Raw genomic sequence first — 23,879 nt, forward strand, 5'->3', positions numbered from 1 at the left:
CGCGACACCCATGGCGCGCATGCGCCGCGCCCATGCCCCGCTAGCGCGGCCGCATCGACGTCAACGTCGCCCACACCACGAGCCGGTACTTGGAGGTGTACTCGGGCGTGCAGGTGGTGAGCGTGAGGTAGTACCCGGGCTCGCTGTATCCGACGCCGTTCCGGAGGTTGCTGCGCGGCACTTGCGCGATCACACCGCTGTCCCGCGCGGTGGTCTGCGCGAGGGTCCTGCCGACCGCGTACGTATAGACCGCGTCCTTGGTCTCGACCCTGATCTCGTCGCCGCCGCGCAACCGGTTGATGTACCGGAAGGGCTCCCCGTGCGTATTGCGGTGCCCGGCAAGCGCGAAGTTCCCGGGGCGGCCCGGCTGGGCGGTCTGCGGATAGTGCCCGACGTACCCCTTGTCGAGTACGCCGCCCTTGCTGATGCCCTGAGCGACGGGAGCGGTCACATCGAGGCGGGGGACGCGGAGGATGGCGTACGCCTGATCCCACCGAGGCGCGGGGGGCTTCCGAGCGGCGCGCGGAGCGCCGGGCGCGCCCCCGCTCGGCTCCGCCGACGCTTCCCCCGCCTCAGCCGGAAGATCCGCCGCGAGCCCCCTGTCCTCGCCACTCCCCGCTCCCTCCGCACGCTCCCCCGCGACCCACTCCCGTTCCAGAGCCTGGACTTCGCGCTCGGCGCCGTCCCGGGCCTGGCGGTTGGTCCACCACAGTTGATGTACGACGAGGAGCAGTACGACGACTCCGAAGGTCACCGCGATCTCCGCACCGGCCCACAGCCCGCGCGCGGCGGCGATGCGCCCTCTGGAGGTGCGCCGCACCACAACCGGAATCCGCCTCTGCCTCCGCACGGCGGGCACGATAGGCCCATCCCGGCCAACTCTCCATACCGCGGGGACTCTCCTCCCTGGCCCGAATCACGTCCGCGCTGTGACGCTGTGCGCCCTCTCCTAGGTGTGCCGCACAGCAGTACGGTGTGACGCATGCGCCCCGACACGCCTGCCGATCACGCAGACCACACCGAGCACGCCGCCGAAGCCGAGCGACTGCTGCGCACCGCGGCGCAGTACCCGGAGGACCAGGAGCCGTTGCTCCTGCAGGCCGCGGCCCACCTGGAGCTGTCCGGCGACCGCCCCCGCGCGGCCACCCTGTACGACAGCCTGCTCGCGGGCACCCCCGAGCACCCTTACCTGGTCAAGGCCCTGAAGGCCGCGAACCTCTGGGAGTTCGGCCACGAGGCGGAGGCCCGCGCGATCATCGACGGCATCCGCGCCGCGGCCCCGCGCGAGGCGGCGCCGTGGGAGATCATCGCGGAGGCGCTGGAGTCCCACGACGAACTCCAGGCGTCCCACGAGTGCTTCTCGACGGCGGTGGACCTGCTGATCGACCCCGCCGAAGAGGTCCCGTACACGGCCCAGTCCCTGCTGGCCGGCCGCCACCGGGTACGCCGCCTGCTGGGCCTGCCGCACGACGAGTGGGACACCCAGGCCGACATCGTCCACCCGGGCGCGATCGCCCTGGACGAGCTGCACGACCCGAAGCGACTCTGGGCGCTGGGCTCGGACAACCCGGCGGAGCTCCAGGCGGAGATCGCCCGCCTCCGAGCGGAGCTGGGCACGTACCGCACGGCACTCTCGCGCCCGTTCCCGGTGGCGATGCTGCACTGGTCGGACCCGGAGCTGCGCGAACTCCTCACGGCCTACCCCACGCTCGCAACGGAGTACCCCTCGCACGAAGCACACCTGACGGCGGTCGAATCGTCCCTGCGCGACCTCGCGTCGACGGGCACCCTGAACCTGGGCATCGTGACGGGCACGGTCCCGTCGTACGAAGCCTTCGCAGCCTCGGAGTCGTCGTCCCCGGCGGAGGCATCCCTACTCCCCCAGTACGCCACAACCCTGGCGGCACGGGGCCGAGCGACACCTTGGCCCCCGGCCCGCAACTCACCTTGCTGGTGCGGGTCGGGGGTGGCTTATCGGGGGTGCCATGGGGTGGCGCGAAAGTCGTAGCCCTCGACCGGCTTGCTGTCTGAATTCCCGGCCCTGTCCGGTTGAACAAGCCGGCGGTTGTCAGTGGTTGCTGTTAAAACTGGGCTGTGTAGCAACCACTGATCAAGGGAGTGTCCGTGGACGACTCGGGGGATCTCACACACCCGGTTGCAGGGGTGTACGAAGAGCTCATCACTTACCGCGTACAGGGTCAGCTGGACGACCTCGAAGCTGTGGGATGGAAGGTCATCGACGCGGAGGTCAGCGAAGAGTCCTCTCCTCACGTCCTCGCCCGACACCTCAGCAACGCGATTCAACGTGCGCTACGCAACCTCCCCCACGACAAGCAAGTCGCCACTGCGAACCAGGTCATGACCTCCCTGGCCACCAGCCAGGACGACTCTGGCCCCGACGCGCGCATCGCGGATGGTCCGCGTCAGCTACTGTCTCTGGCCGAGCAGGAAGCCCCTGGGGTCTACACTCTGCGCCCCCTAACGCCTCTGTCCGAAACGGCACTCATCACCAACTCACCCGGCGAATTGAGCCTGGGCGGTGAGTTGCGGGCCGAGCTCGCAACTGCGGACCGTATTGACCTCTTGTGTGCATTCGTGAAGTGGTATGGGTTGCGCGTGCTCGAGGACTCCTTGATGGCCGCTAAGGAACGTGGCGTGCCTCTCCGAGTCATCACCACCACGTACATGGGGGCGACTGATCGGCATGCGCTCGATCGCCTGGTCCGTGATTTCGGTGCCAAAGTAAAGATCAACTACGAGATCCGTTCGACACGGTTGCATGCCAAAGCCTGGCTGTTCCGCCGCAACACTCACTTCGACACGGCCTACGTGGGAAGTTCCAACCTCTCCAAGGCAGCGCTGCTCGATGGGCTGGAGTGGAACGTACGTCTGTCGGCGGTCGCCACGCCCGCTGTGCTCAACAAGTTCGAGGCCACCTTCGACGCATACTGGAGCGAGAGCGCCTTCGAGTCGTACGACCCGGATCGTGATGCAGCGCGTCTCGACGAAGCGCTAGCTCAGGCTGGTGGGACACGTGCGCCCGACGACAAGAAGATCAGCCTTTCCTCGCTTAAAATGCAGCCGTTCGCTCACCAGCGCGACATGCTTGAGCGTCTTCGTGTCGAGCGAGACATCCACGGTTGGGACCAGAACCTGCTGGTTGCAGCTACTGGGACTGGCAAGACGGTTATGGCTGCTCTGGACTTCCGGGCTCTGGTCCGCGAACACGGGAGAGACCTGCGACTGCTCTTCGTGGCCCACCGCAAGGAGATCCTTAAGCAGTCTCGTCGCACCTATCGAGCAGTGCTTGATGACGGCTCCTTCGGGGAGCTTCTTTACAGCGGCGAGCTTCCGCGGGACTGGAAGCACGTATTCGCCAGTGTCCAATCATTGACGGATCAACGCCTGGAACATCTCGCGCATGACCACTTCGATGTGATCGTCATCGATGAGTTTCACCATGCCACGGCGAGCACTTACCGCCGAGTCCTCGATCACTTCAAACCTGAGCAGCTTCTCGGCCTGACCGCCACCCCTGAACGAATGGACGGGAAGAACGTGCAGGACGAGTTCTTCGATGGCCGCATTGCCGCAGAGATGCGACTCTGGGAAGCTCTAGAGAATGACCTGCTGTGCCCCTTCCACTACTTCGGGATCCCCGACGGAACGGATCTGACGGCACTGAGCTGGCAGAAGGGCGCCTACGACCAAGCCGAGTTGGGGAACATCTTCACCGGCAACGACGCCCGCGCTCGCTTGGTTGTCAAAGCAGTTCAGAGCAAAATTTCCAACCCAGGCACGATGCGCGCTCTAGGGTTCTGCGTGACGAAGGCACACGCGCATTTCATGGCCGAATTCTTCCGTCAGGCCGGGTTCCAAGCAAAGTCTCTCGACAGCGACTCGCCGCCAAGCGAGCGGGATACAGCCCTGAAAGATCTGCGCGCCGGGAAGCTTCAAGCAATCTTCTCCGTGGACCTCTTCAACGAGGGACTCGACATCCCCGACGTTGACACCATCCTCCTTCTACGCCCCACGAATAGTGCCACGATCTTCCTACAGCAACTGGGGAGAGGGCTACGCCGCACGGAGAGCAAGCCTGTCCTGACCGTCCTCGACTTCATCGGTCAGCACCGAGCCGAGTTCCGCTTCGAAGCGCAGTTCCGCGCTCTTACAAACCTCACTCGTAACCGGCTCATAGACCACATTGATCATGACTTCCCGCAGCTGCCCTCAGGGTGCCAAATTATCCTGGAGGGAAAGTCCAAGGACCTGATCCTCGAAAACATCCGCACACAGCTCAAGGCCAACATCAAGACCCTCGCGCAAGAAGCGAAGGGCTACGGCCAGGCCGACCTCTCGTCATACCTCAGGGAAAATCGACGGGAGATCAAAGAGCTCTACAAAGGGAAATGCTCCTGGACGCAAATACTACGTTATGCCGGCCTCGGCACTGAACCCGCACCAACAGGCGAGGAGGAACTCCTCAAGCGCATCCACGCCTTTCTGCATGTCGACGACCCCGAGCGCGCCGACACGTACACCCGACTCCTTGCAGATAATGCACCGCGCTACGAGAATCTGGACGCGACCCAGCAGGGTTACGCACGCATGCTCTTCTTCACGCTATGGGATAAAGGCGGCGGCTTCTCGAGCTACGAGCAAGGACTCGATTCGCTGCGCGATCAACATGCTGTGCGTAGCGAGCTCCGGCAGGTTCTGGCCCATGTACTCGATCAGGCTGACCACTTCCCGCTCCCGCTTGAGGCTCCTCATCATGGCCTCCCCTTGAACGTCCACAGCTCATACAACCGCTCCGAGATCCTTGCCGCCCTGAGAGTGGCCCAACTTGGTGGCCAAATGCCCGGCTCCTTCGCGCAGGGAGTTGCCTCAGCCAAGGAACTCAACACTGACGCACTACTGATCACACTCGAGAAAAACGAGAAGGACTTCTCTCCCACCATTCGCTACAAGGACTATGCCAGAAGTCCGACTCTCTTCCACTGGGAGTCGCAGAGCACCACGGCGGAGAACTCTCCGACGGGGCTGCGCTACCAGCAGCATGCACAACTGGGTAGCCACATCCTGCTCTTCATGCGGCGCTACAAAGAAACCGACGTCGGTAAAGCGCAGCCCTGGATTCTGCTCGGTCCAGCCGAGTACGTCGAGCATAAGGGAAGCAAGCCCATGGGAATCATCTGGAAGCTCCGCCACGAGGTCCCAGCTGATGTCTGGACCTATTCGGCGATTGCGGCCAGCTAAGAAGTCGAACCCTCTATTTTCCAGTGGCGGCGATGAGCCTGGACGAACCTCTGCCGTATCCGGTGCTCTTTCACTGTAGCGAGCTCGACCTTCCCTGTGACCGGGCCCTCTGCATAGCGATCAACGACCTCAAAATTATCGGTCAAATAGATCGCCCCACGGTCCAGCCGTATATGGCAGTTTGGACACAGGCATAGAACGTTTCCATCGACATCCGGGCCATTGCTGGGCTCGCCCAGGGCCTGGATGTGAGCTCCCTCCGCATAGCTCGCTCCTCCCGCCCCGACGACCAACGAAAGCTGACATATTTGGCAAGTGTGCTGGTACCAGCGCTTCACCCGGCGCCCTACTGCCGTGTCTCGGATGATCCGGTTAACGGTGCCGACCCGCCGGGGAGCGGCCCCCTTCAGAAGGCCCTGGAACTGATCCTCAAGCGGAGTCAACTCCTGCAGGTCCTGCTCTAGCCGACGCAGCTTGAACCTGCACATTTGAAACCCGTGCACGCCCACTTCTTGCCACTCTTCGACGATCTCATACAGCCCGTCGTACCGATATCCGTCAGCGGGTGAGTAAGTAGAATCGCCGCGAAATCCGCGGATCACGCGAATCTCTTTTCCCGTGATCCGACTCCGCTGCAGGCCGGCGTTTCCCGGATGCTCCCATGACTGACTCGCTACCTGCCGTTTGCTTCTATCTTGGCCGCCAACACCCGTATAAATAACCTCATCCCAGAGATCCCGATCGTCCGGGTACCCTTTGCTGAGCACTATCGCATCAGCAGCTTGCTTCCCCCCGCCATCAAGCCCCCAAGAAATCCCAGCCTCCCCCTCCTTGTGCAGCTTGGCGGCCTTAACCTCCTTCCGGGACGCGAAGGCCGTACCGGGGGACACATCTACGTGCCCGAAAACAGCTTGGTATGACGTCATCCGAACATGTTGCGATCAACTTCGATCACATCAGGCAGACTCCGGTCGCGGGTGTCCGAAAGTGTCGGAGATATGGCCTGTTAGCGAGCCTCGCCAGGGGTCTGAGGCTCGATTAGGCCACCTCTCCCACCTCAACCTCGAAGCTCATCTGCGCACGGTCCAGCGCCTCGTCCGGATCGCACCCGTGCGCACGAAGCCAGTGGAGGAGGTCGGCGATCAGATTGATTGCCACTTCCTCCGCAACAGCCACCTCCAGTGGGCCCGTCGAGCAAGCACGGGGGTGCACCATCTCGCAGTAGCGCGCCAGCAACGCCTCGACCGTGGATACCCGTTTCCCACCAGTGTGACCTGATGGGGTAGCCAGGTCCGTGCGGAGTTCGCACCACGTCACCTTGGAGTCCGCGCGCAGAATGACACCCCAGCGATCCGTGATCGCATCGATGATCGCCATCCCTCTACCTGTTTCGTCACCGTCCATGGCGGCGAGCAACGTGGGCAGCGCACGCGCATCCGGGTCGCGGACCTCGATCCGGAGGCGCGTGCCGGCCATGGAGACGGCGAGCGTCGTCGGCGTCTCGTAACCGACGTGGGTGATCACGTTGGTCACCAGTTCAGTCACACAGAGCTGAGCGACGTCCGTCAGTTCCGAAAGCCCCCAGAGCCTCAACTGCAACGCCATAACGCGCCTCAGACCGGCAACTTCTCTCGCCTCCGCTAGGAAGGGCAGTTCCCAAGCCTTCCTCTGAACCTCGCACTGACGTACATCCATGGCGACAGCCCTCACCTTCACTGGTATCGCGATTTCATGGTGCAGCGAACCTCGCACCCAGCGTGACATTGGAACTCTCAATATGGAACTCTCACTGTGGAGTTGGTGGAGCACGCGACGACTGCGCGCGCCCCCGGCGCACGCCGTCTTGTCTGCATGGGCACGCGCCGTGCACGCTCTGGTAGATCGACATGGAGGAGCACGGACATGGCAGTTGGACCAACCACGCGCAGGCGCCAGCTCGGCGCCGACCTTCGCAGACTGCGTGAACGGAAGGGGCTCTCGCTGGAGGACGCCGGAGCCCTCGTCAGCATCTCCAAAGCCACCCTGAGCCGTTACGAGACGAAAGACGGGTCAGTCAAATGGCCTGCGGTCGAAGCCCTTTGTCGTGAGTACGGCGCCTCGGAGCAGGAGCGCCGCACGCTCGTCGAGCTTGCCAAGGACGCGAAGATCCGCGGGTGGTGGCGATCACTCGCCGACCCCATCCCCAACTCGATGAACCTCATGCTGACTCTCGAAGACGAGGTCGTACGCGAGGACCACTACTCCTGCATGTACGTCCCTGGCCTGCTCCAGACCCGGGCATACGCCGAGGCTGTGCACCGTGCCTCCGAGATGCGCTGCACCGACCAAGAGATTGCACACATGGTCGACGTCCGCATAAAGCGGCAGGAGCTCTTGGAGCGACAAGACCCGCCCCACATCTGGGCCGTCATCGACGAGGCCGTGATCCGCCGCATGGTGGGCGGCCAACGTGTCATGCGAGACCAGCTGAGGAACCTGCTAGCACTAGCTGAGCGCCCCCACATCACCATCCAGATACTTCCGTTCGCGAGCGGAGCCCACGCGGCAGCCGTCGGAAGCTTCGTAATCCTCGCAGGTCAAACAGTCGAACTCGACGTGGTGTACGTCGACATCATTGGCGGCGGGCTCTTCATGGAGAAGCCTGAGGAACTCGAACGCTATAAGTTGGCGTTCGAGTACCTACAAGCGCAGTCGCTCGGCATCGAGTCGACGAATACATTCCTGAATCAGGTCACTAAGGAGCTGTGATGGGTCACGAAGGCCTGCGTTGGATCAAGTCCTCGTACAGCGGCGGCAGCGGCACCGAGTGCGTCGAGGTGGCCGCACTGGCCACCCGTACCGCCGTCCGCGACTCGAAAGTCCCCGGTGGCCCCCGCATCGACGTCCCACGCGCCGCCTGGGCCGGTTTCGTACAGGCCGTCCAGCGCGGGGAGTTCAGCCCACGCTGAGGTTGGCCGGGTAAACCACCACAGCCGGGGGCTTCGAACGCGCCGCGCCCAGCCGGAGCTTCGCCGTGACCGCTGCCACCAGCTCCGCCGGGTGGTCGCGGACGATGGCCGGGGCCACGCTGACCACCTCCACTCCGTGCGCCTCCATGCGCAGGCGGCGGCGTAGCGTGGCGCGGTACTCGGCGGGGCCCAGGTGGAACTCCTCCGAGTCGACCTCCAGCGCCAGACCCTCGCGGGGCCAGTACGCGTCCGGGCGAGCCAGGAATTCGCCCGTCGGCGTGCGCAGCGTCGGGTTCCACAGCGCGTCCGGGATGCCGCCCGCGCGCAGGGCTTCGCGGGCCCGCGCCTCCGCGATCGAGCGGACGCCGACGGTCAGCGCCTCCACCGCGTTCGCGACCCCCGGGGTGTTCCCCAGCTTCGCCGCGCGCAGTTCCGCCACCAGCTCGTCCACCGTGCAACGGCCCCGCTGCACCACCTCGGCCAGCAGCGCCGTGACCTTGTCAGGGCCGGCCAGCCGCGGCACCGTGCACGAGACCGCGCGCAGCAGCGGGGCGCACGGCAGGCCCTGCACCGGGAGCCTGCGGCAGGGGCGGCGGGTGCGTTGGATACGTACGTACGAATGGCCCCGCGGGCGTTGCGCGTTGGGGACCAGCACGTCCACCGCGCCCACCCGCGCCAATGGCGGCGTTGCCCGTACCGCGTACAGCGCGAGCGCCGCCGGGCCCGTGAGCAGCGCGTCCTCGCCCGCGTAGAGAAGCGCGGCGCGCATGCGCTGGTGCGGGGTCGGCGCTCCGGGGCGCAGCAGGACCACCCGCGGCAGCACGCGTTGCCAAGGCCCTTCCGGACGGCAGCGGTTGGTGATCGTGGGCCACGGGCTGCCCAGGGCCAGGAGTTGCCCGGTCGTCGCGAGGCCGTCCTGGGCGAGGACGAGCGGGTGGTTCGCGAGGCGGTGCGGGAGAGTACGGGTACGCATGCCGGGTGAACGCCCCAAAGCCCCGCCGATCACCCGCAGTTACGATCTTGGGACAGTCGCGGCAAGGATGGGGACAGTTGCGGCTCCGATCGTGACGCGCCAAAGCCCGGCACCCGCCCCCGGCCCCCGCCCCACCCGCTCCCGTACCGCCCAGCCCCACCCCACCCACATCACACCGCATCGCATCGCACTACATCACCCCGCCCCGTCCGCTCCCGTACCCGGCCCCGAAGCCGATGGCCGAGCCGGCCGCTCAACCACGGACGCTCGTCGAGCGGGGTGATCCGGATGCTGTCGGTGTCACTCCGGTGTCGCTGTCGCTGTCGGCCACGACGCTGCGCGCTGCCACAAGAGCACCATCGCAGCCAGAGACTTTGCCCCCCGCCCATCCCCCAGCTATCGGCTCCGACCGGCCGAGATGTTTGTCGTGGACCCGTTCTTCCACTGGGGTGGAGGATTCCGTCCGCGGTCACCCCTGTCGCCCGCAGCCGCCGGTCACGTGGACGGCGGCTGCGCGATCGGCGGCCCGACGCTGATGACCACCTTGCCGCGGGCGTGGCCCTCTTCCAAGTACCGCATCGCCGCTGGGGTTTCGCTCAGCGGGTACGTCCTGTCGATGACCGGGGTGACCTCGCCGGACTCGATCAGGGTCGTGAGCGTGGTCAGGTTCTCCAAGTTCGACCTGACCGCCAGCGGGCGCAGCTTCTGGGCCACGAAAGGGGACACCACCAGCGCCCCGATGAGGCTTCCCAGCGGGCCGAACCAGCGGCTCCCGTCACCGTTCGAGAGCACCAGGGTCCCCTCGGGCGCGAGCACGCGTCGGCATTCCGAGAGCGTGCGGTTGCCTATCAGGTCGAGGATCACGTCGTACGGGCGGTGGTCGGCGACCCGGGTGAAGTCCTCGCGCGTGTAGTCGACCACCTTGTGCGCGCCCAGCGAGCCGACCAGGTCCACGTTGCGCGTGCTGCACACGCCGGTCACGTGCGCGCCGTACGCGACCGCGAGCTGTACGGCGTACGTGCCCACGCCTCCCGAGGCGCCGTTGATCAGGACGTGTTGGCCCTGCTGGATGCCGCCCGCGTCGCGCAGGCCCTGGAGGGCGGTGGACGCCGCCTCCGGTACCGCCGCCGCCTGCTCGAACGTGAGGTTCGTCGGTTTTGGGGCAAGGGCGCTCTCGGGGGCCGTTACGTATTCGGCGAAGGCGCCGTTCCCTTGGCCGAAGACCTCGTCGCCCTTGCGGAACCGGGTCACGTTCCTGCCGACCGCCTCGACCCGGCCGGACACGTCCAGACCCCGGATCTTCACCCTCGGGCCCCGCGGGCCGAAGCCCATTCCGTACCCCACCAGGCGTACGACGTAGGCCTGGCCCCGCATGAAGTGCCAGTCGGCCGGGTTGAGTGCCGCCGCGCGGACCTCGATCAGGACCTCGTCCGGCCCGGCGAGCGGGGTGGGCGCGTCCCGGAGTTCGAGGACGTCCGGGGAGCCGTACCCGTCCTGGGCGATCGCCCTCATGGCCTTCCCCCGTCGACAACTCCGTCGGCAACTCCGTCGGCAACTCCGTCGGCGTCCCCGTCGCCTGCCGGGTACTGGAACACGTCGTTCAGCGGGACCCTGAAGACGCGGGCGATCTGGAACGCCATCTCCAGGGACGGCGAGTAGCGGCCCTGCTCGATGGCGATGATCGTCTGACGGGATACGCCGACGCGCTCGCCGAGTTCGGCCTGTGTCATCTCGCCGTGCGCGAAGCGGAGGGCGCGGATCGCGTTGGTGACCCTGGTCGGCTTCACCATGGCTGGAAGCCCCGTCGGTAGGCGACGATCTTGGCCGTGGACGCGAGGAGCGACGACAGGACGAACGCCAGGTAGATCACGTTGGCGATCCAGAAGTAGCTCAGCTCGGCCATCGCCATGCAGAGCGCGCTCACGCCGCCGATGACGACGAAGGCCTGGCCGACGTACTCGCCGAACCGGTTGATCTCCCGGTCGCGTACGTCCTTCTTGCCCGCATCCTGGGGCGAGGCCGCCGCGGCCGCGATGTTGAGCACGATCGCCGCCACGATCGCGGCGCCCACGGACCACAACAGCGGTGCGACGTACGACACTTCGGCGAGTGGCGCGCTTCCCGTTCGGCCGAGGACGACGGCGAGGTACGCGGCATAGCCGGCGACCGCGACCACGGCCATGATCCAGGCCCGTTTCTCTTCGAGGGCCATCTTTGCTCCCCTGCTCCGCGTTTCCGGTGATCCCGCGATTCCCGTGTCAAGCAACCTTGACATCATGAATGTATGGGATCGCCGACATGATGTAAAGGATGCTTGACTTTGGGAGGTGCTCGACACGGCGCGGCATGGGGGCATTCAGGGCTGGTCAGTGGCCGGGAGCGGCGTCCTCGCCCAGCCGGGCCAGCACCCGGCCCGAGCGGGCGATGGTGCGGCGGTATCCGAAGTACGCCGCGGCTGAACCGACGGCCGCGAACAGCCAGAGCGGGATCGTCGGCACCCGGATCACGGTACGGGATCGTCGGTACCGGGTTGCCGTACGAGATCGTCGGTACCGGATCCCGTTGCGGGCAAAGGCAGTTGAACACCCGCCACACCCCGTACGTACTAAGGGGTGCAACTCCCCCCCCTGGCTGGGCGTGCGACCGCTGTAACAGGAAGACAGCGGTCGCGCGCCCAGCCTATGCGTGGGGCGGGGCGGGGCGGGTCAGCCGCCCAGGGCGTGCGAGATCGCGTAGATCAGCAGGCCCGCCAGCGCACCCACCACCGTGCCGTTGATCCGGATGAACTGCAGGTCCCGGCCGATGTTCGCCTCGATCTTCTTCGACGTCTGCTCCGCGTCCCAGCCCGCGACCGTGTCGCTGATCAGGGAGGTGATCTCACCGCGGTACGTCGTCACCACATACACCGCCGCGTCCTCGACCCAGCCCTCCAGCTTCGCCTGGAGACGGCCGTCCGTCGCCAGGCGCGCGCCCAGCGAGATCAGCGAGGCGCGGACGCGCAGGCGCAGTTCGCTCTGCTCGTCCTCCGCCGCCGAGATGATCATGGTGCGTACGGAGGACCAGGCCGAGGCGATGACATCCTGGACCTCGCCGCGGCCCAGGATCTCCGACTTCAGGCGCTCCACCTTCGCGCGGGTTTCCGTGTCCGACTGGAGGTCGGCGGCGAAATCCGTCAGGAAGCGGTCGATCGCGCCGCGCGCCGGGTGCGCCGGCATGTCGCGCATCTCGCCGATGAAGCGCAGCAGTTCCTTGTAGACGCGGTCGCCGATCTTCTTGTCCACGAAGCGCGGCGTCCAGCCCGGCGCCCCGCCCTGCACGGCGTCCATCACCGAGTCGCCGTGCAGCACCAGCCAGCTGTGGGCGCGGTTGCAGATCAGGTCGACGGCGCGGTGGTGCGCCCCGTCGGATACGACCTTGCCCAGGGCCTTTCCGATGCCCGGGGCGATCTCCGCGGAGTCCGCGCGGCGCGTGATCGCCTCGCCGACGACCGCCTGGACGTCGGAGTCCCGCAGGACCGTCAGGGCGCCCCGCAGGGCGGTGGAGAGTTCGGCCGTGACGCGGTCGGCGTGGGCGGGCTCGGCGAGCCAGACCCCGACCCTGCCGCCGATTCCGATGCCGCGCAGGCGGGCGCGTACGACGTCCGCGGAGAGGAAGTTCTCCCCGACGAAGGAGCCCAGGGTGGCGCCGAGCTGGTCCTTCTTGTTCGGGATGATCGCGGTGTGCGGGATGGGCAGGCCCATCGGCCGCTTGAAGAGCGCCGTGACGGCGAACCAGTCGGCGAGCGCGCCCACCATGCCCGCCTCGGCGGCCGCGGCGACATAGGCGGGCCAGCCCGTGACGCCCTCATTCTTCGCCCAGGTCGCGAGTACGTAGATCACCGCGACCAGCAGCAGCAGCCCGGTGGCCATCGCCTTCATGCGGCGTACGCCCTGGCGCTTCTCCTCGTCCGCCGCGCTGTAGGCGAAGGGGGGCAGGGGTGAGGGAGCGGCGGGGCGGGAAGCATTCTTCATGTCGGCCATTTCGTCCATATCAGCCATGTCGTTGATGTTCTTCGCACCTTCCATGCCTGATATATCCGCAACTTCCGTTTTACTGCGATCCATCCGCTCCACCCGTCCGCCGTGCGCGCACCCACTCGTACATATTTTTCCTACCTGCCCTACTCATGGAACGCACTTCAAGTTCCCGGCGTCTGTACAGAAGGTGCAATGGCGCATCATGGAGTGAGATCAAATGGAGCCTCGGGCTCCCTGCGCCCGAGGAGACAGACCGAGCATGACCAAGCGCACCGGTTATGCCTTGCTCGCCGCGCTCGCCGCGGTGGTGGTCCTCGTATCGGGGGCCATATTCGCCGGGGCGACGCTGAGTGATGCAGGCAAGGACACCCAAGCGGACCCCCACCCCCGTACGCCGCTGCGTTCCGCGGCGCCCGCCAACTCGGGCACCTGGACCGGCACCTGGGCCACCGCGCCCGCCGGCGCAGAACCCGGTACGGAGAACGGCTTCCCCGGGCGCTCCATCCGTAACGTCGTACACACCAGCATCGGCGGCAGCAGCGCCCGCATCACCCTCTCCAACCTCTACGGCACCCGCCCGCTGCGCATCACGCACGCCTCGATCGCCGTCGCGGCCACCCCCGGCGCCCCGACCGCGGCGAACGGCACCATGCGCCGGCTCCTCTTCGGCGGCTCCCCCACCGTGATCATCCCGGCGGGCGGGCAGGCACTGAGCGACGCGGCACCGCTGAGGGTCCCCGCGGACGGCGACCTGCTGGTCACCACCTACTCCCCCACGCCCAGCGGCCCGGCCACGCACCACCCGCGGGCCCGCCAGACGTCGTACATCGCGGAGGGCGACCGCACCCAGGACGTCCTCGGCGACCTGTACGCCGGGCAGACGCCGTACTGGCGCTACCTCACCGCCGTCGATGTCCTCAGCGGCAAGGCCCAGGGCGCGGTCGTCGTCATCGGCGACTCGATCACCGACGGCGTCACCTCCACCGCGGGCGCCAACCGCCGCTGGACGGACGTGCTCGCCGACCGCCTCGACGGCCGCTACAGCGTCCTCAACCAGGGCATCAGCGGCAACCGCCTGCTGATGGACGGTACGGGCCCCAGCGCGCTCTCCCGCTTCGACCGCGATGTCCTGTCCCGCTCCGGCGCCAAGGCCGTCGTCATCGTCCTCGGCATCAACGACATACTCCGCCCGCCGCACGAGGCGGACCCCGCCCGGATCACCGCGGGCCTGGAGCAGCTGGCACGCCAGGCACGCGCCCGCGGGCTGCGCGTCGTCGGCTCGACCCTGATGCCCTTCGAGGGCACCCGCGTGCACACGCCCCAGCTCGAAGCGGTGCGGGACGCCGTCAACGACCGGATCCGCGCGGGCGGCATCTTCGACGCGGTGGTGGACTTCGACCGCGCCCTGCGCGACCCGTACGCCCCCGACCGGCTGCTCCCGGCCTACGACTCGGGCGACCACCTGCACCCGAGCGACGCGGGCTACCGCCGGATGGGCATGGCCTTCGACCCCGCGACCCTCAGCAGGAGCACCGCCCCGGCGGAGCTGTGATCCGACCGGCGGGGAGGGCCCGTCCCCGCCGGGCCGCTCAGCCGAGCTCCTTGCGCTCGCCCTCCCCGATCTCACGGTCGGTCTTCTTTTCGAGCTTCTGCTGCTTGCGCTCTTCCTTGAGTCGCTGGCGCTCCGCCTTCGTGCGCCTGCGTTCGACGCCGACGCCGCCCATCATCGCGAAGCCCGTGACCCGCACGCGCGGGGCGCCGGGGGCCACCGGGTCGTCCGAGCCCGTCGTCGCGTCGCCGAAGCCGCCCATGAAGCCGAAGCCCCTGACGTCCACCTCGATGCCCGGGGGCACGACGATACTGACGCCGCCCATCAGGACGAAGCAGCGGATCACGACGTCGCGGTCCTCGAAGTTCGCCTCGCGCAAGTCGATCTCGCCGCCGCCCATCAGCGTGACCGCGGTGAAGGTGCGGCCCACCGTCCAGGTGCCGCGGCGGCCGAAGCCGCCCCAAATGGCGGCGGCGCCCTTGGAGGTGCGCGTTCCGCCGATCCGGGCGGGCCAGGAACGCCGCGTGTCCGCCGATGTGGTGGCGAGCGGCGCCACGGGGGCCGTGCCGGCGGCGGGCAGGTCGCGGACCAGGGGGATCAACTCGCCCTGGGTGCGCGCCTTGTACACCGCGCCGAGACGCTGATCGAACTCCTCCATGTCGAGGCGCCCTTCGGCGACGGCGTCGCGCAGCACCTCGGCGAATCGTTCGCGCTCCGCGTCGGAAGCGCGCATCTCAGGCAGTCCACTCGTCATACGGTTCACAGTAGCCACCGCGTGGCCGCAGTCACAGCGCCGAGCGGTCCGCGTACATCTTCGCGATCACCGCTTCGATGTCGGGCTCCCGCACCGACAGGTCCGCCAGCGGGTACCTCGCCGCCACCGCGGCGACCAGCGGGGCCGCCGACACCGACGCGGGGAACGCCAGCCACTGGCGCGGCCCCTCCACTCTGGTCACCCGGGCGCCGTCCACCGAGACCGGCGGCAGTTCGCGCTCCAGGTCGACCACCAGGGTGCGCTCGCTCTGCCCCACCTCGTGCAGCCCGGCGAGCGCGCCGTCGTACACGAGCCGCCCGTGGTCGATGACCATCACGCGCTTGCACAGCTGCTCGATGTCGGTCAGATCGCGTGTCGTCAGCAGGACCGTGGTGCCGCGCTCGGTGTTCAAGTCCCGCAGGAAATCACGGACTTTGGCCTTGGAGATGACATCGAGGCCGATGGTCGGCTCGTCGAGATACAGCACCTCGGGGTCGTGCAGCAGCGCCGCCGCCCAGCCGATCTGGAAGGCGTACGCCCCCGCCAGACCCCACCCGGCGTACTTGCCGAGGAAAATGTCCGCGGGCACCTGGAGCAGCGAGGACCACGGCAGGGCCCGCGCCACCTCGCCCAGCACGCCGGGGAAGACATTGAGCGGCAGCACCATGCCGGAGAAGAAGAGCCCCGCGATGAACGTCATCCGCGCCACACCCGCGCCGTCGAGCAGCCAGAACACGGAGAGCGCCACCAGGAAGCGGATGGCGAAGCTGACGACGACGCCGAACAGCACCGCGAGCAGGAAGGCAACCCACACGAGCGGGTTCGCGGGCAGCGACAGGTCGAAGGCGAGGGCGCCGAGCGCCATCGGCACGACACCGCGCCCCAGTAGGTGGAAGGCTGACCGGCCCAAGTCGCCTGCCAGCCAGAAGAGTTGAAGGTCCGCGGGCCGGTAGAGGTCGATGGCGATGTCACCCGTACGGATCCGCTCGATCAGCTCGTCCTCGAACCCGCCGCCCATCATCGCGGCCGTCATCAGCAGCGCCTGCCCCAGCCACACATAGGTGAGGGCCTGCGAGAGGTCGTATCCGCCGAGCTGCGGGCGCTGGTCCCACAGGGCCGTGTAGGTGTAGGCCATAATGAAGCCGAATACGGTGTTGGTGAACCCCCCCGCCGCCGTCGCCACCCGGTACGTCGCATAGCGTCGGAATCCACCCGCCGCGACGACCGCGTACAAACGCACGTCAGCCCCCTCTCTTTTTGTCAGCCCCGCCAGGCACCAAAGCGCACGACCCTAGCCCAAGGGGGTCGGCCGCCGCGACCGGATTGCGGTCGCGTCCGGGAGCTGTGGTGCGACAGTGTTTTATGGGCGTACCACGCGAATCGCCCGATACGACACCGTTATGCCGGAGAGTGAACCTCTGGCCGGGGCCAGGGAGTCTCCAGAGACATGAGTGACAAGCCGCAGCAGCCCGAGGGCTGGGCACCCCGGGACCCCTCCGCCCCCGCCACCGGGCCGACCCCCGGCCCCGACGCACAGCAGGAACAGCAGGAACAGCCGACGGAGGGGAAGAAGGGCAAGAAGAAGCGCCCCAAGCGCACCGGCCTGCGCCGGCTCGTGCCCACCTGGCGCTTTCTCCTGGGCGCCTTCGTGCTGCTCGGCCTGATCCTGTGCGGCGGCTTCGTGGCCGGCTACACGCTCGTCGACATCCCGCCCGCCAACAGCGCCGCCGTCGCCCAGAGCAACGTCTACCTCTACGCCGACGGCAGCCAGCTCGCCCGCGACGGCGAGGTCAACCGGGAGAACGTCAAGCTCGCCCAGATCCCCAAGACGGTCCAGCGGACCGTACTGGCCGCCGAGGACCGCGCGTTCTACTCGGAGCGGGCCGTCGATCCCAAGGCCATGGTCCGCGCCGCCTGGAACACCCTCACCGGCAAGGGCAAGCAGTCCGGCTCCACCATCACCCAGCAGTACGTCAAGAACTACTACCTCGGCCAGGAGCAGACCGTCACCCGCAAGGTGAAGGAGTTCTTCATCGCGATCAAGCTCAACCGCGAGGAGAGCAAGGGGCAGATCCTTGAGGGCTATCTGAACACCAGCTACTTCGGCCGCAACGCCTACGGCATCCAGGCCGCCGCCCAGGCGTACTACGGCAAGGACATCGACGAGATCAGCACCGGGGAAGGCGCCTACCTCGCGTCCCTGCTCAACGCCCCCAGCGCCTACGACGTGGCGACCCACCCCGAGAACAAGCCCCAGGCACTGGCTCGCTGGAACTACGTACTCGACGGCATGGTCAAGGAAAAGTGGCTCAGCCCCGCCGCCCGCGCCGCGACGAAGTTCCCCGCGCCGCAGAAAGCCAAGGGGTCCTCCGGTCTCTCCGGGCAGCGCGGCTACATCGTCCAGGCCGTCGAGGACTACCTCGCCAACAGCAAGATCATCGACGAGGAGACGCTGGCCCGTGGCGGCTACCGCATCACCACCACCCTCGACAGGAAGAACCAGGCCTCCTTCGCCGAGGCCGTCGACGACAAGGTGATGTCCCAGACCAGCAAGGACCGCAAGGCCGACCGCAATGTGCGCGTCGGCGGCGCCTCCATCGACCCCGCCACCGGCAAGGTCGTCGCGATGTACGGCGGTATCGACTACACCAAGCAGTACGTCAACAACGCCACCCGCCGCGACTACCAGGTCGGCTCCACCTTCAAGCCGTTCGTCTTCACCTCGGCCGTCGAGAACGACTCCACCACCCAGGACGGCCGCCCGATCACCCCCAACACCATCTACGACGGCTCCAACAAGCGGATGGTGCAGGGCCCCGACGGGCCGACCGGCTACGCCCCCGAGAACGAGGACGACGGCTCGTACGGCCCCGTCACCGTGCGCACCGCCACCGACAAGTCCATCAACTCGGTGTACGCGCAGATGGCCCAGGACGTCGGCCCCGCCAAGGTCAAGGAGACCGCCGTCGACCTCGGGCTCTCCGACAAGACCCCGGGCCTCAGCCCGTACCCCTCCATCGCGCTCGGTGTCGCCACCGCCGGCGTCCTCGACATGACCGAGGCCTACGCGACCCTCGCCAACCACGGCAAGCACGGCACGTACACGATGGTCCAGAAGATCACCAAGGACGGGCAGAACATCGGCCTGCCCAAGCAGGACGCCAAGCAGACCGTGAGCCGCGAGTCCGCCGACACCACCACCTCCGTCCTGCGGAGCGTCGTCGAGAGCGGCACCGGCACCGCCGCCCTGTCCGCGGGGCGCCCCGCCGCCGGCAAGACCGGCACCGCCGAGGAGGACAAGGCCGCCTGGTTCGCGGGCTACACGCCCGACCTGGCGACCGTCGTCGCGGTGATGGGCCAGGACCCGGAAACCGGTGTGCAGAAGCCGCTGTACGGAGCGCTCGGCCTGCCCCGCATCAACGGCGGTGGCGCGCCCGCCGAGATCTGGGGGCAGTTCACGGCCGCCGCGCTCAAGGGCAAGGAGATCCAGGAGTTCGACCTGGAGACGGAGGAAGGCTCCGAGGAGCCGGTGGCGCCGCCCGAGGAGGCGGACACCGATACGCCCGAGCCCCCGGCGAGCGAGAAGCCCGACCCCAGCACCGGGACCGGGGATCAGGCCCAGGGCGGCCAGACCCAGGGCGGCCCGACGAACGGCGGGACCACCGACACCGGAGGCGCCACCACGGACACCGGAGGCACCACGACCACCACGGGCGGGACCACCGACACCGGAGGCACCACACCCGCCACCGGTGGCACCACCGACACCGGGGGCACCACCGACACGGGAGGCGGTACGACGGACACCGGCGGCGCCACCGACACCGGGGGCGGGGACGGTGGCGACGGCGGACCCGCCGGAGGCCTGCTGGACGGCGGCCGGGGCGACTGACCCCGGCCGGGCACTCAGTGCCCGGAGGTCGCCTTCAGCCCCACGACGGCGACCAGCAGCAGACACACGAAGAAGATCCGGGCGGCGGTGGCGGGCTCACCCAGCACCATCATGCCGACCACCGCCGCACCGGCCGCACCGATACCGACCCAGACGCCGTACGCCGTACCGATCGGCAGCGTCTTGGCGGCATGCGACAGCAACAGCATGCTCACCACGATCCCCGCGCCCGTGAACATACTGGGCCAGAGCCTCGTAAAACCTTCGGTGTACTTCATACCGATCGACCAGCCCACTTCGAGCAGACCGGCGACAACAAGCAGGACCCATGCCATGACGGCACCTCCGGAGCGAAACGCGAAAACGGCGATACATCGGGGTGCGTCGTCTTTGCGTACAACCCGGTACGGCGCGTCTCGTCGGGGGTGCTTCCACGATAGCAAAGGGCAGCCGAAAGGCCCGGTGACCTCGGTCACCGGGCCTCACACGACTACTCGCGACTGCTGACGAGAGCTAGAGGTACAGACCGGTCGAGTCGTCCGAGACCCGCTCGGACGCGACCGCGTGCAGATCGCGCTCCCGCATCAGCACGTACTGGACGCCGCGCACCTCGACCTCGGCGCGGTCCTCCGGGTCGTACAGCACCCGGTCGCCCGGCACCACGGACCGCACGTTCTGCCCGACCGCGACAACCTCGGCCCAGGCGAGCCGCTTACCGACCGCGGCGGTCGCCGGGATCAGAATGCCGCCGCCCGAACGCCGCTCGCCCTCGGGAGAATCGGACCGGACAAGCACCCGGTCGTGCAGCATCCGGATGGGCAACTTCTCGTGCGTGGGGTTCTCGCTCACGCAACGAACCTACCCGCCCGCACAACAGGTGCACGCAGGAGGGGAAGCCCCGGTCAGCCCCGCCGGCGCCGCACCGACACGGCGAGCAGGCCCACCAGGCCCACGGCCACCAGCGCCACCGGAACGAGCCGCTCCAGACGCGGGGCGCCGTCCTCCGACACGAACTGTGCCTTCACGTCGGACACCGTCCGGTTCACCGCGACGAACGCCCGGCCGGCGCTCTGGTCCACGGCCGAAGCGACCTTGGCCTTCGCGTCACCGATGATCGTCTTCGGGTGCATACGCACCCCGATCTCGTCGAGCGTTACGGCCAGCTGGTCGCGCCGACTCTTGATGTCCGCCTCGATCTGCGCAGGGTTCCTGGCATCCGACACTGCGCTGCCTCCGTGGTCGTGGGCCGAATCCGGTAGTCCTTCGTCGACAGTCTGTCAGCTCAGGCCGCCCCGCACCCCACGGCACCCCCATTACGCTCAGAGGCGTATCCCCCTTATCCCCGCACCATCCCGCACCTGGAGACCTTGATGAGCGAGCGACTCGAGACCGGCGACACCGCCCCCGCCTTCACCCTGCCCGACGCGGACGGCACCGAGGTCTCCCTCGCCGCCCACAAGGGCCGCAAGGTCATCGTCTACTTCTACCCGGCCGCCCTCACCCCCGGATGCACCAAGCAGGCCTGCGACTTCACCGACAACCTCCAGCTGCTGGCCGGCGCCGGTTACGACGTCATCGGCGTATCCCCGGACAAGCCGGAGAAGCTCGCGAAGTTCCGCGACCAGGAGAACCTCAAGGTCACGCTGGTCGGCGACCCGTCCAAGGAGACCCTCGCCGCGTACGGCGCCTACGGCGAGAAGAAGCTCTACGGCAAAACGGTGACGGGTGTGATCCGCTCGACGATCGTCGTCGACGAGGACGGCAAGGTCGAGCACGCCTTCTACAACGTCAAGGCGACCGGTCACGTGGCGAAGATCATCAAGGACCTCGACATCTGACCCCACGGGCCCCGCACACGGATTTTCTGTGACCAGGGCTCCGGAAACACCGGGCCTTGGTTTGCAACCTTGACTACAAGGCAGGTGTTCACCTTGGATTTATGTCCATTGAAAGGACCCTGTCATGGCGGCCATAGGCCCCGACGACCAGGCTGCCGATCCCGAAGCGATCAAGCGCCACCGCAACCTCTTCCGAGCTGCCAGAAGACGGCAGAATCCCGCGCTGCGCCGGTCGGACATCACCATCACCGACGAGGCGGCAGTCAAGCGGGCGGTCGGGGCGGCGTCGCTCGGCAATGCCATGGAGTGGTTCGACTTCGGCATCTACAGCTGCCTGGCCGTAACGCTCGGACATACGCGGTGCGGTGGTGCGGGGGCGGGACACGGGTGAATGGCGAGGCCAGGCGATCACGCTTCAGATTGACCACATCAGCGGGAGCCGGCTCGACAACCGGCCCGAGAACCTCCGCCACCTGTGCCCGAATTGCCATGCGCTCACCGAGACGTGGTGCCGCAATGGGAAGAAGGAGTCGCACCCACTCGCGCAAACGCCGCCCCATGCCCCCAAGAGCCGCCGGCCCGGTACGATGGCTGGCGGCTGGCGGCCGTGGCGCAGCTGGTTGACGCGATCGGTTTAGGTCCGATTTGTCCTTCTTGGACTAGGTGGGTTCGAATCCCATCGGCCGCACAGAGCGAAGGGCCACCCCACCGGGGTGGCCCTTCACCATTGCTCAGCCCACCAGCTCCCGCACCACAGGCACCAGCGCCCGGAACGCCTTCCCCCGGTGGCTGATCGCGTTCTTCTCCGCCGGGGTCAGCTCCGCGCAGGTGATGTCGTAGCCGTCCGGCTGGAGGATCGGGTCGTAGCCGAAACCGCCCGTTCCGGAAGGGGCGTGGCGCAGGGTGCCCGGCATGCGGCCCTCGACCACGCGTTCCGTGCCGTCCGGGAGGGCCAGGGCTGCCGCGCAGGCGAAGTGGGCCGTGCGGTGCTCGGGTGCGATGTCCGCGAGCTGGGCCAGGAGCAGGTCGAGGTTGGCGCGGTCGTTGCCGTGGATGCCGGACCACCGGGCCGAGAAGATGCCGGGGGCGCCGCCCAGGACGTCGACGGCGAGGCCCGAGTCGTCGGCGATGGCGGGAAGGCCGGTGGCCCTGGCCATGGCGTGGGCCTTGAGGAGGGCGTTCTCGGCGAAGGTGACGCCGGTTTCCTTGACGTCGGGGATCTCGGGGTACGCGTCCGCGCCGACCAGGTCGTGTGGCAGGCCCGCGTCGGCGAGGATCGCGTGGAGTTCGGTTACTTTCCCGGCGTTGCGGGTGGCGAGGATCAGGCGGGTCATGGGCCGATTGTCCCAGGGCCCCGGGAGTGGCTCGGGACTACGGCGTGCAGACCTTGCCGATTTCGGTGGCCGCGCTCGTGACCGGGCTGATGTCGGGGGTGGCGTCGCCGTCCTTGATGGACTGACGGACGTTGCCCACGCCGGTGTTGAGGTCGTCGACGGCCTTGCTGAGGTCGGCGTTGTCGGTCTTGTCGCCGAGGTCGGCCAGTTCCTTGTCGATGTCGTTGAGGGCCTGTTCGGCCTGGAGCGGGTTCTCCGAGGCGTTGGAGACGGCCTGCTGGAGCTTGTCGACGCTCTGCGCTATGGAGTCTGCGGCCTGGACGCAGTCCATTGCCTTGTTCACGGCGCTGCAGCCGAGGGTGATGGGTACAACCAGGGCTGTCGCGGCGATCGCGACGGCTATACGGCGACGACTGGCGGCCATGGAACGGTCCTCCCCAAGTAATACGGACGAGCGGGCTGGCTGGCTGGTTGCGCGGACGGGCGCACGGCTCTAGCCGTGCGCCCCTATCCGTTACGACGCCGGTGGGGCGTCGGCGGTTGCTCAGCCCTGGATGGGCTCGGTCTGCAGGGCGCGGGCCTGGAGCGCGGTGAGGTCGGCGCAGCCGCCGGCGGCGAGGTCGAGGAGGGCGTTGAGCTCCTTGCGGTCGAAGGGCTCGGCCTCGGCGGTGCCCTGGACCTCGACGAAGCGGCCGTCGCCGGTGCAGACGACGTTCATGTCGGTGTCGGCGCGGACGTCCTCCTCGTAACAGAGGTCGAGGAGGGGGGCGCCGTCGACGATGCCGACGCTGACGGCGGAGACGGTGCCGGTGAGGGGCTGGCGGTTGGCCTTGATGATCTTCTTGCCCTGGGCCCAGGTGATGGCGTCGGCGAGGGCGACATACGCGCCGGTGATGGCCGCGGTGCGGGTGCCGCCGTCGGCCTGGAGTACGTCGCAGTCCAGGACGATGGTGTTCTCGCCGAGGGCCTTGTAGTCGATGACGGCGCGCAGGGACCGGCCGATGAGGCGGCTGATCTCGTGCGTGCGGCCACCGATCTTGCCGCGGACGGATTCGCGGTCGCCGCGGGTGTTGGTGGCGCGCGGCAGCATCGAGTACTCGCCGGTGACCCAGCCTTCGCCGCTGCCCTTGCGCCAGCGCGGGACGCCTTCGGTGACGGAGGCGGTGCAGAAGACTTTGGTGTCGCCGAAGGAGATGAGGACGGAGCCTTCTGCGTGCTTGCTCCATCCGCGTTCGATGGTGACAGGGCGGAGCTGTTCGGGCGTGCGGCCGTCGATACGAGACATGGGACGAGCCTATCGGCAGATGGGTGAGGGC

23 protein-coding genes, 1 tRNA gene, 2 pseudogenes and 1 riboswitch are annotated in these 23,879 nt (G+C 67.7%); of the genes and pseudogenes, 9 read left to right on the forward strand and 17 right to left on the reverse strand.

Annotated features, from left to right (window positions below; genetic code table 11):
- Positions 1-40: 40 nt before the first annotated feature.
- The gene (locus QMK30_RS05425; protein WP_502963070.1) at positions 41-850 is read right to left on the reverse strand and encodes a class E sortase; all 810 of its coding nucleotides are present in this window, start codon (positions 848-850) and stop codon (positions 41-43) included.
- A 132-nt stretch (positions 851-982) separates the two neighbouring features.
- On the opposite strand from QMK30_RS05425, the gene QMK30_RS05430 reads away from it, so the two are divergent.
- Both QMK30_RS05430 and QMK30_RS05435 read left to right on the forward strand, forming a co-directional pair.
- Complete coding sequence (locus QMK30_RS05430; protein WP_283515988.1) at positions 983-2,008, forward strand: SEC-C metal-binding domain-containing protein; 1,026 nt, start codon at positions 983-985, stop codon at positions 2,006-2,008.
- 110 nt (positions 2,009-2,118) lie between these two features.
- The gene (locus QMK30_RS05435; protein WP_283515989.1) at positions 2,119-5,259 is read left to right on the forward strand and encodes a DEAD/DEAH box helicase; all 3,141 of its coding nucleotides are present in this window, start codon (positions 2,119-2,121) and stop codon (positions 5,257-5,259) included.
- Here the strand turns inward: QMK30_RS05435 and QMK30_RS05440 are convergent.
- Together QMK30_RS05440 and QMK30_RS05445 are read right to left on the reverse strand one after the other, a co-directional pair.
- A complete protein-coding gene (locus QMK30_RS05440; RefSeq protein ID WP_283515990.1) occupies positions 5,256-6,185 on the reverse strand; it encodes a YDG/SRA domain-containing protein in 930 nt (309 codons plus the stop codon). The two genes, QMK30_RS05435 and QMK30_RS05440, sit on opposite strands and share 4 nt — an antisense overlap.
- A 112-nt stretch (positions 6,186-6,297) precedes the next feature.
- The gene (locus QMK30_RS05445) at positions 6,298-6,954 is read right to left on the reverse strand and encodes an ATP-binding protein (RefSeq protein WP_283515991.1); all 657 of its coding nucleotides are present in this window, start codon (positions 6,952-6,954) and stop codon (positions 6,298-6,300) included.
- A gap of 207 nt (positions 6,955-7,161) precedes the next feature.
- Between QMK30_RS05445 and QMK30_RS05450 the strand changes: the two genes are divergently transcribed.
- Both QMK30_RS05450 and QMK30_RS05455 read left to right on the forward strand, forming a co-directional pair.
- On the forward strand, positions 7,162-8,007 hold the full coding sequence (locus tag QMK30_RS05450) for a helix-turn-helix domain-containing protein (protein WP_283515992.1): 846 nt from the start codon (positions 7,162-7,164) through the stop codon (positions 8,005-8,007).
- The gene (locus QMK30_RS05455; protein ID WP_283515993.1) at positions 8,007-8,207 is read left to right on the forward strand and encodes a DUF397 domain-containing protein; all 201 of its coding nucleotides are present in this window, start codon (positions 8,007-8,009) and stop codon (positions 8,205-8,207) included. The genes QMK30_RS05450 and QMK30_RS05455 overlap by 1 nt, the downstream gene beginning before the upstream one ends.
- Here the strand turns inward: QMK30_RS05455 and QMK30_RS05460 are convergent.
- From QMK30_RS05460 to QMK30_RS05485, 6 genes are all read right to left on the reverse strand, one after another.
- Positions 8,194-9,180, reverse strand: a complete 987-nt coding sequence (locus QMK30_RS05460) for a hypothetical protein (protein WP_283515994.1) — start codon at positions 9,178-9,180, stop codon at positions 8,194-8,196. The genes QMK30_RS05455 and QMK30_RS05460 overlap by 14 nt on opposite strands.
- A gap of 495 nt (positions 9,181-9,675) precedes the next feature.
- The gene (locus tag QMK30_RS05465; protein ID WP_283515995.1) at positions 9,676-10,692 is read right to left on the reverse strand and encodes an NAD(P)-dependent alcohol dehydrogenase; all 1,017 of its coding nucleotides are present in this window, start codon (positions 10,690-10,692) and stop codon (positions 9,676-9,678) included.
- Positions 10,689-10,970 (reverse strand): helix-turn-helix transcriptional regulator, encoded by a 282-nt coding sequence (locus tag QMK30_RS05470; protein ID WP_283515996.1) that lies wholly within the window; start codon positions 10,968-10,970, stop codon positions 10,689-10,691. The genes QMK30_RS05465 and QMK30_RS05470 overlap by 4 nt, the downstream gene beginning before the upstream one ends.
- Positions 10,964-11,392 (reverse strand): hypothetical protein, encoded by a 429-nt coding sequence (locus QMK30_RS05475; protein WP_283515997.1) that lies wholly within the window; start codon positions 11,390-11,392, stop codon positions 10,964-10,966. The genes QMK30_RS05470 and QMK30_RS05475 overlap by 7 nt, the downstream gene beginning before the upstream one ends.
- A gap of 154 nt (positions 11,393-11,546) precedes the next feature.
- A complete protein-coding gene (locus QMK30_RS05480; protein WP_283515998.1) occupies positions 11,547-11,678 on the reverse strand; it encodes a hypothetical protein in 132 nt (43 codons plus the stop codon).
- Positions 11,679-11,885: 207 nt separating this feature from the next.
- On the reverse strand, positions 11,886-13,190 hold the full coding sequence (locus QMK30_RS05485) for a DUF445 domain-containing protein (protein ID WP_502963075.1): 1,305 nt from the start codon (positions 13,188-13,190) through the stop codon (positions 11,886-11,888).
- Between the two features lie 265 nt (positions 13,191-13,455).
- On the opposite strand from QMK30_RS05485, the gene QMK30_RS05490 reads away from it, so the two are divergent.
- The gene (locus QMK30_RS05490) at positions 13,456-14,748 is read left to right on the forward strand and encodes an SGNH/GDSL hydrolase family protein (protein WP_283515999.1); all 1,293 of its coding nucleotides are present in this window, start codon (positions 13,456-13,458) and stop codon (positions 14,746-14,748) included.
- A gap of 37 nt (positions 14,749-14,785) precedes the next feature.
- On the opposite strand, the gene QMK30_RS05495 is transcribed toward QMK30_RS05490, so the two are convergent.
- Both QMK30_RS05495 and QMK30_RS05500 read right to left on the reverse strand, forming a co-directional pair.
- Entirely contained in the window at positions 14,786-15,499 is a 714-nt protein-coding gene (locus QMK30_RS05495) for a DUF1707 SHOCT-like domain-containing protein (protein WP_283516000.1), read from the reverse strand.
- Between the two features lie 499 nt (positions 15,500-15,998).
- A pseudogene (locus tag QMK30_RS05500) lies at positions 15,999-16,739 on the reverse strand (ABC transporter permease); the annotation flags it as partial.
- Between the two features lie 207 nt (positions 16,740-16,946).
- Here QMK30_RS05500 and QMK30_RS05505 point away from each other — a divergent pair.
- Entirely contained in the window at positions 16,947-19,391 is a 2,445-nt protein-coding gene (locus QMK30_RS05505) for a transglycosylase domain-containing protein (protein ID WP_283516001.1), read from the forward strand.
- A 14-nt stretch (positions 19,392-19,405) separates the two neighbouring features.
- Here the strand turns inward: QMK30_RS05505 and QMK30_RS05510 are convergent, their stop codons facing one another.
- The 3 genes from QMK30_RS05510 to QMK30_RS05520 all read right to left on the reverse strand — a co-directional run bounded on the left by QMK30_RS05510 (position 19,406) and on the right by QMK30_RS05520 (position 20,614).
- The gene (locus QMK30_RS05510) at positions 19,406-19,726 is read right to left on the reverse strand and encodes a DMT family transporter (RefSeq protein WP_283516002.1); all 321 of its coding nucleotides are present in this window, start codon (positions 19,724-19,726) and stop codon (positions 19,406-19,408) included.
- A gap of 43 nt (positions 19,727-19,769) precedes the next feature.
- Positions 19,770-19,837: riboswitch (guanidine-III (ykkC-III) riboswitch) on the reverse strand.
- Positions 19,838-19,904: 67 nt separating this feature from the next.
- Complete coding sequence (locus QMK30_RS05515) at positions 19,905-20,240, reverse strand: GroES family chaperonin (RefSeq protein ID WP_283516003.1); 336 nt, start codon at positions 20,238-20,240, stop codon at positions 19,905-19,907.
- A 53-nt stretch (positions 20,241-20,293) separates the two neighbouring features.
- Positions 20,294-20,614: a DUF3618 domain-containing protein gene (locus QMK30_RS05520; protein ID WP_283516004.1), complete on the reverse strand. Its 321-nt coding sequence runs from the start codon at positions 20,612-20,614 to the stop codon at positions 20,294-20,296.
- Between the two features lie 147 nt (positions 20,615-20,761).
- Between QMK30_RS05520 and bcp the strand changes: the two genes are divergently transcribed.
- From bcp to QMK30_RS05540, 3 genes and pseudogenes are all read left to right on the forward strand, one after another.
- The gene (gene bcp, locus QMK30_RS05525; protein WP_283516005.1) at positions 20,762-21,229 is read left to right on the forward strand and encodes a thioredoxin-dependent thiol peroxidase; all 468 of its coding nucleotides are present in this window, start codon (positions 20,762-20,764) and stop codon (positions 21,227-21,229) included.
- 124 nt (positions 21,230-21,353) lie between these two features.
- Positions 21,354-21,584: pseudogene (locus tag QMK30_RS05530) on the forward strand (MFS transporter); the annotation flags it as partial.
- A 246-nt stretch (positions 21,585-21,830) separates the two neighbouring features.
- Positions 21,831-21,917, forward strand: a tRNA-Leu gene (locus tag QMK30_RS05540).
- Positions 21,918-21,960: 43 nt separating this feature from the next.
- Here the strand turns inward: QMK30_RS05540 and rdgB are convergent.
- The 3 genes from rdgB to rph form a co-directional block, all read right to left on the reverse strand.
- Complete coding sequence (gene rdgB, locus QMK30_RS05545) at positions 21,961-22,563, reverse strand: RdgB/HAM1 family non-canonical purine NTP pyrophosphatase (RefSeq protein WP_283516006.1); 603 nt, start codon at positions 22,561-22,563, stop codon at positions 21,961-21,963.
- 37 nt (positions 22,564-22,600) lie between these two features.
- On the reverse strand, positions 22,601-22,987 hold the full coding sequence (locus QMK30_RS05550; protein WP_283516007.1) for a DUF8711 family protein: 387 nt from the start codon (positions 22,985-22,987) through the stop codon (positions 22,601-22,603).
- 120 nt (positions 22,988-23,107) lie between these two features.
- A complete protein-coding gene (rph, locus tag QMK30_RS05555) occupies positions 23,108-23,848 on the reverse strand; it encodes a ribonuclease PH (protein ID WP_283516008.1) in 741 nt (246 codons plus the stop codon).
- Positions 23,849-23,879: the final 31 nt, after the last annotated feature.

It is taken from the genome of Streptomyces sp. H27-C3, assembly GCF_030063415.1.
GTDB lineage: Bacteria > Actinomycetota > Actinomycetes > Streptomycetales > Streptomycetaceae > Streptomyces.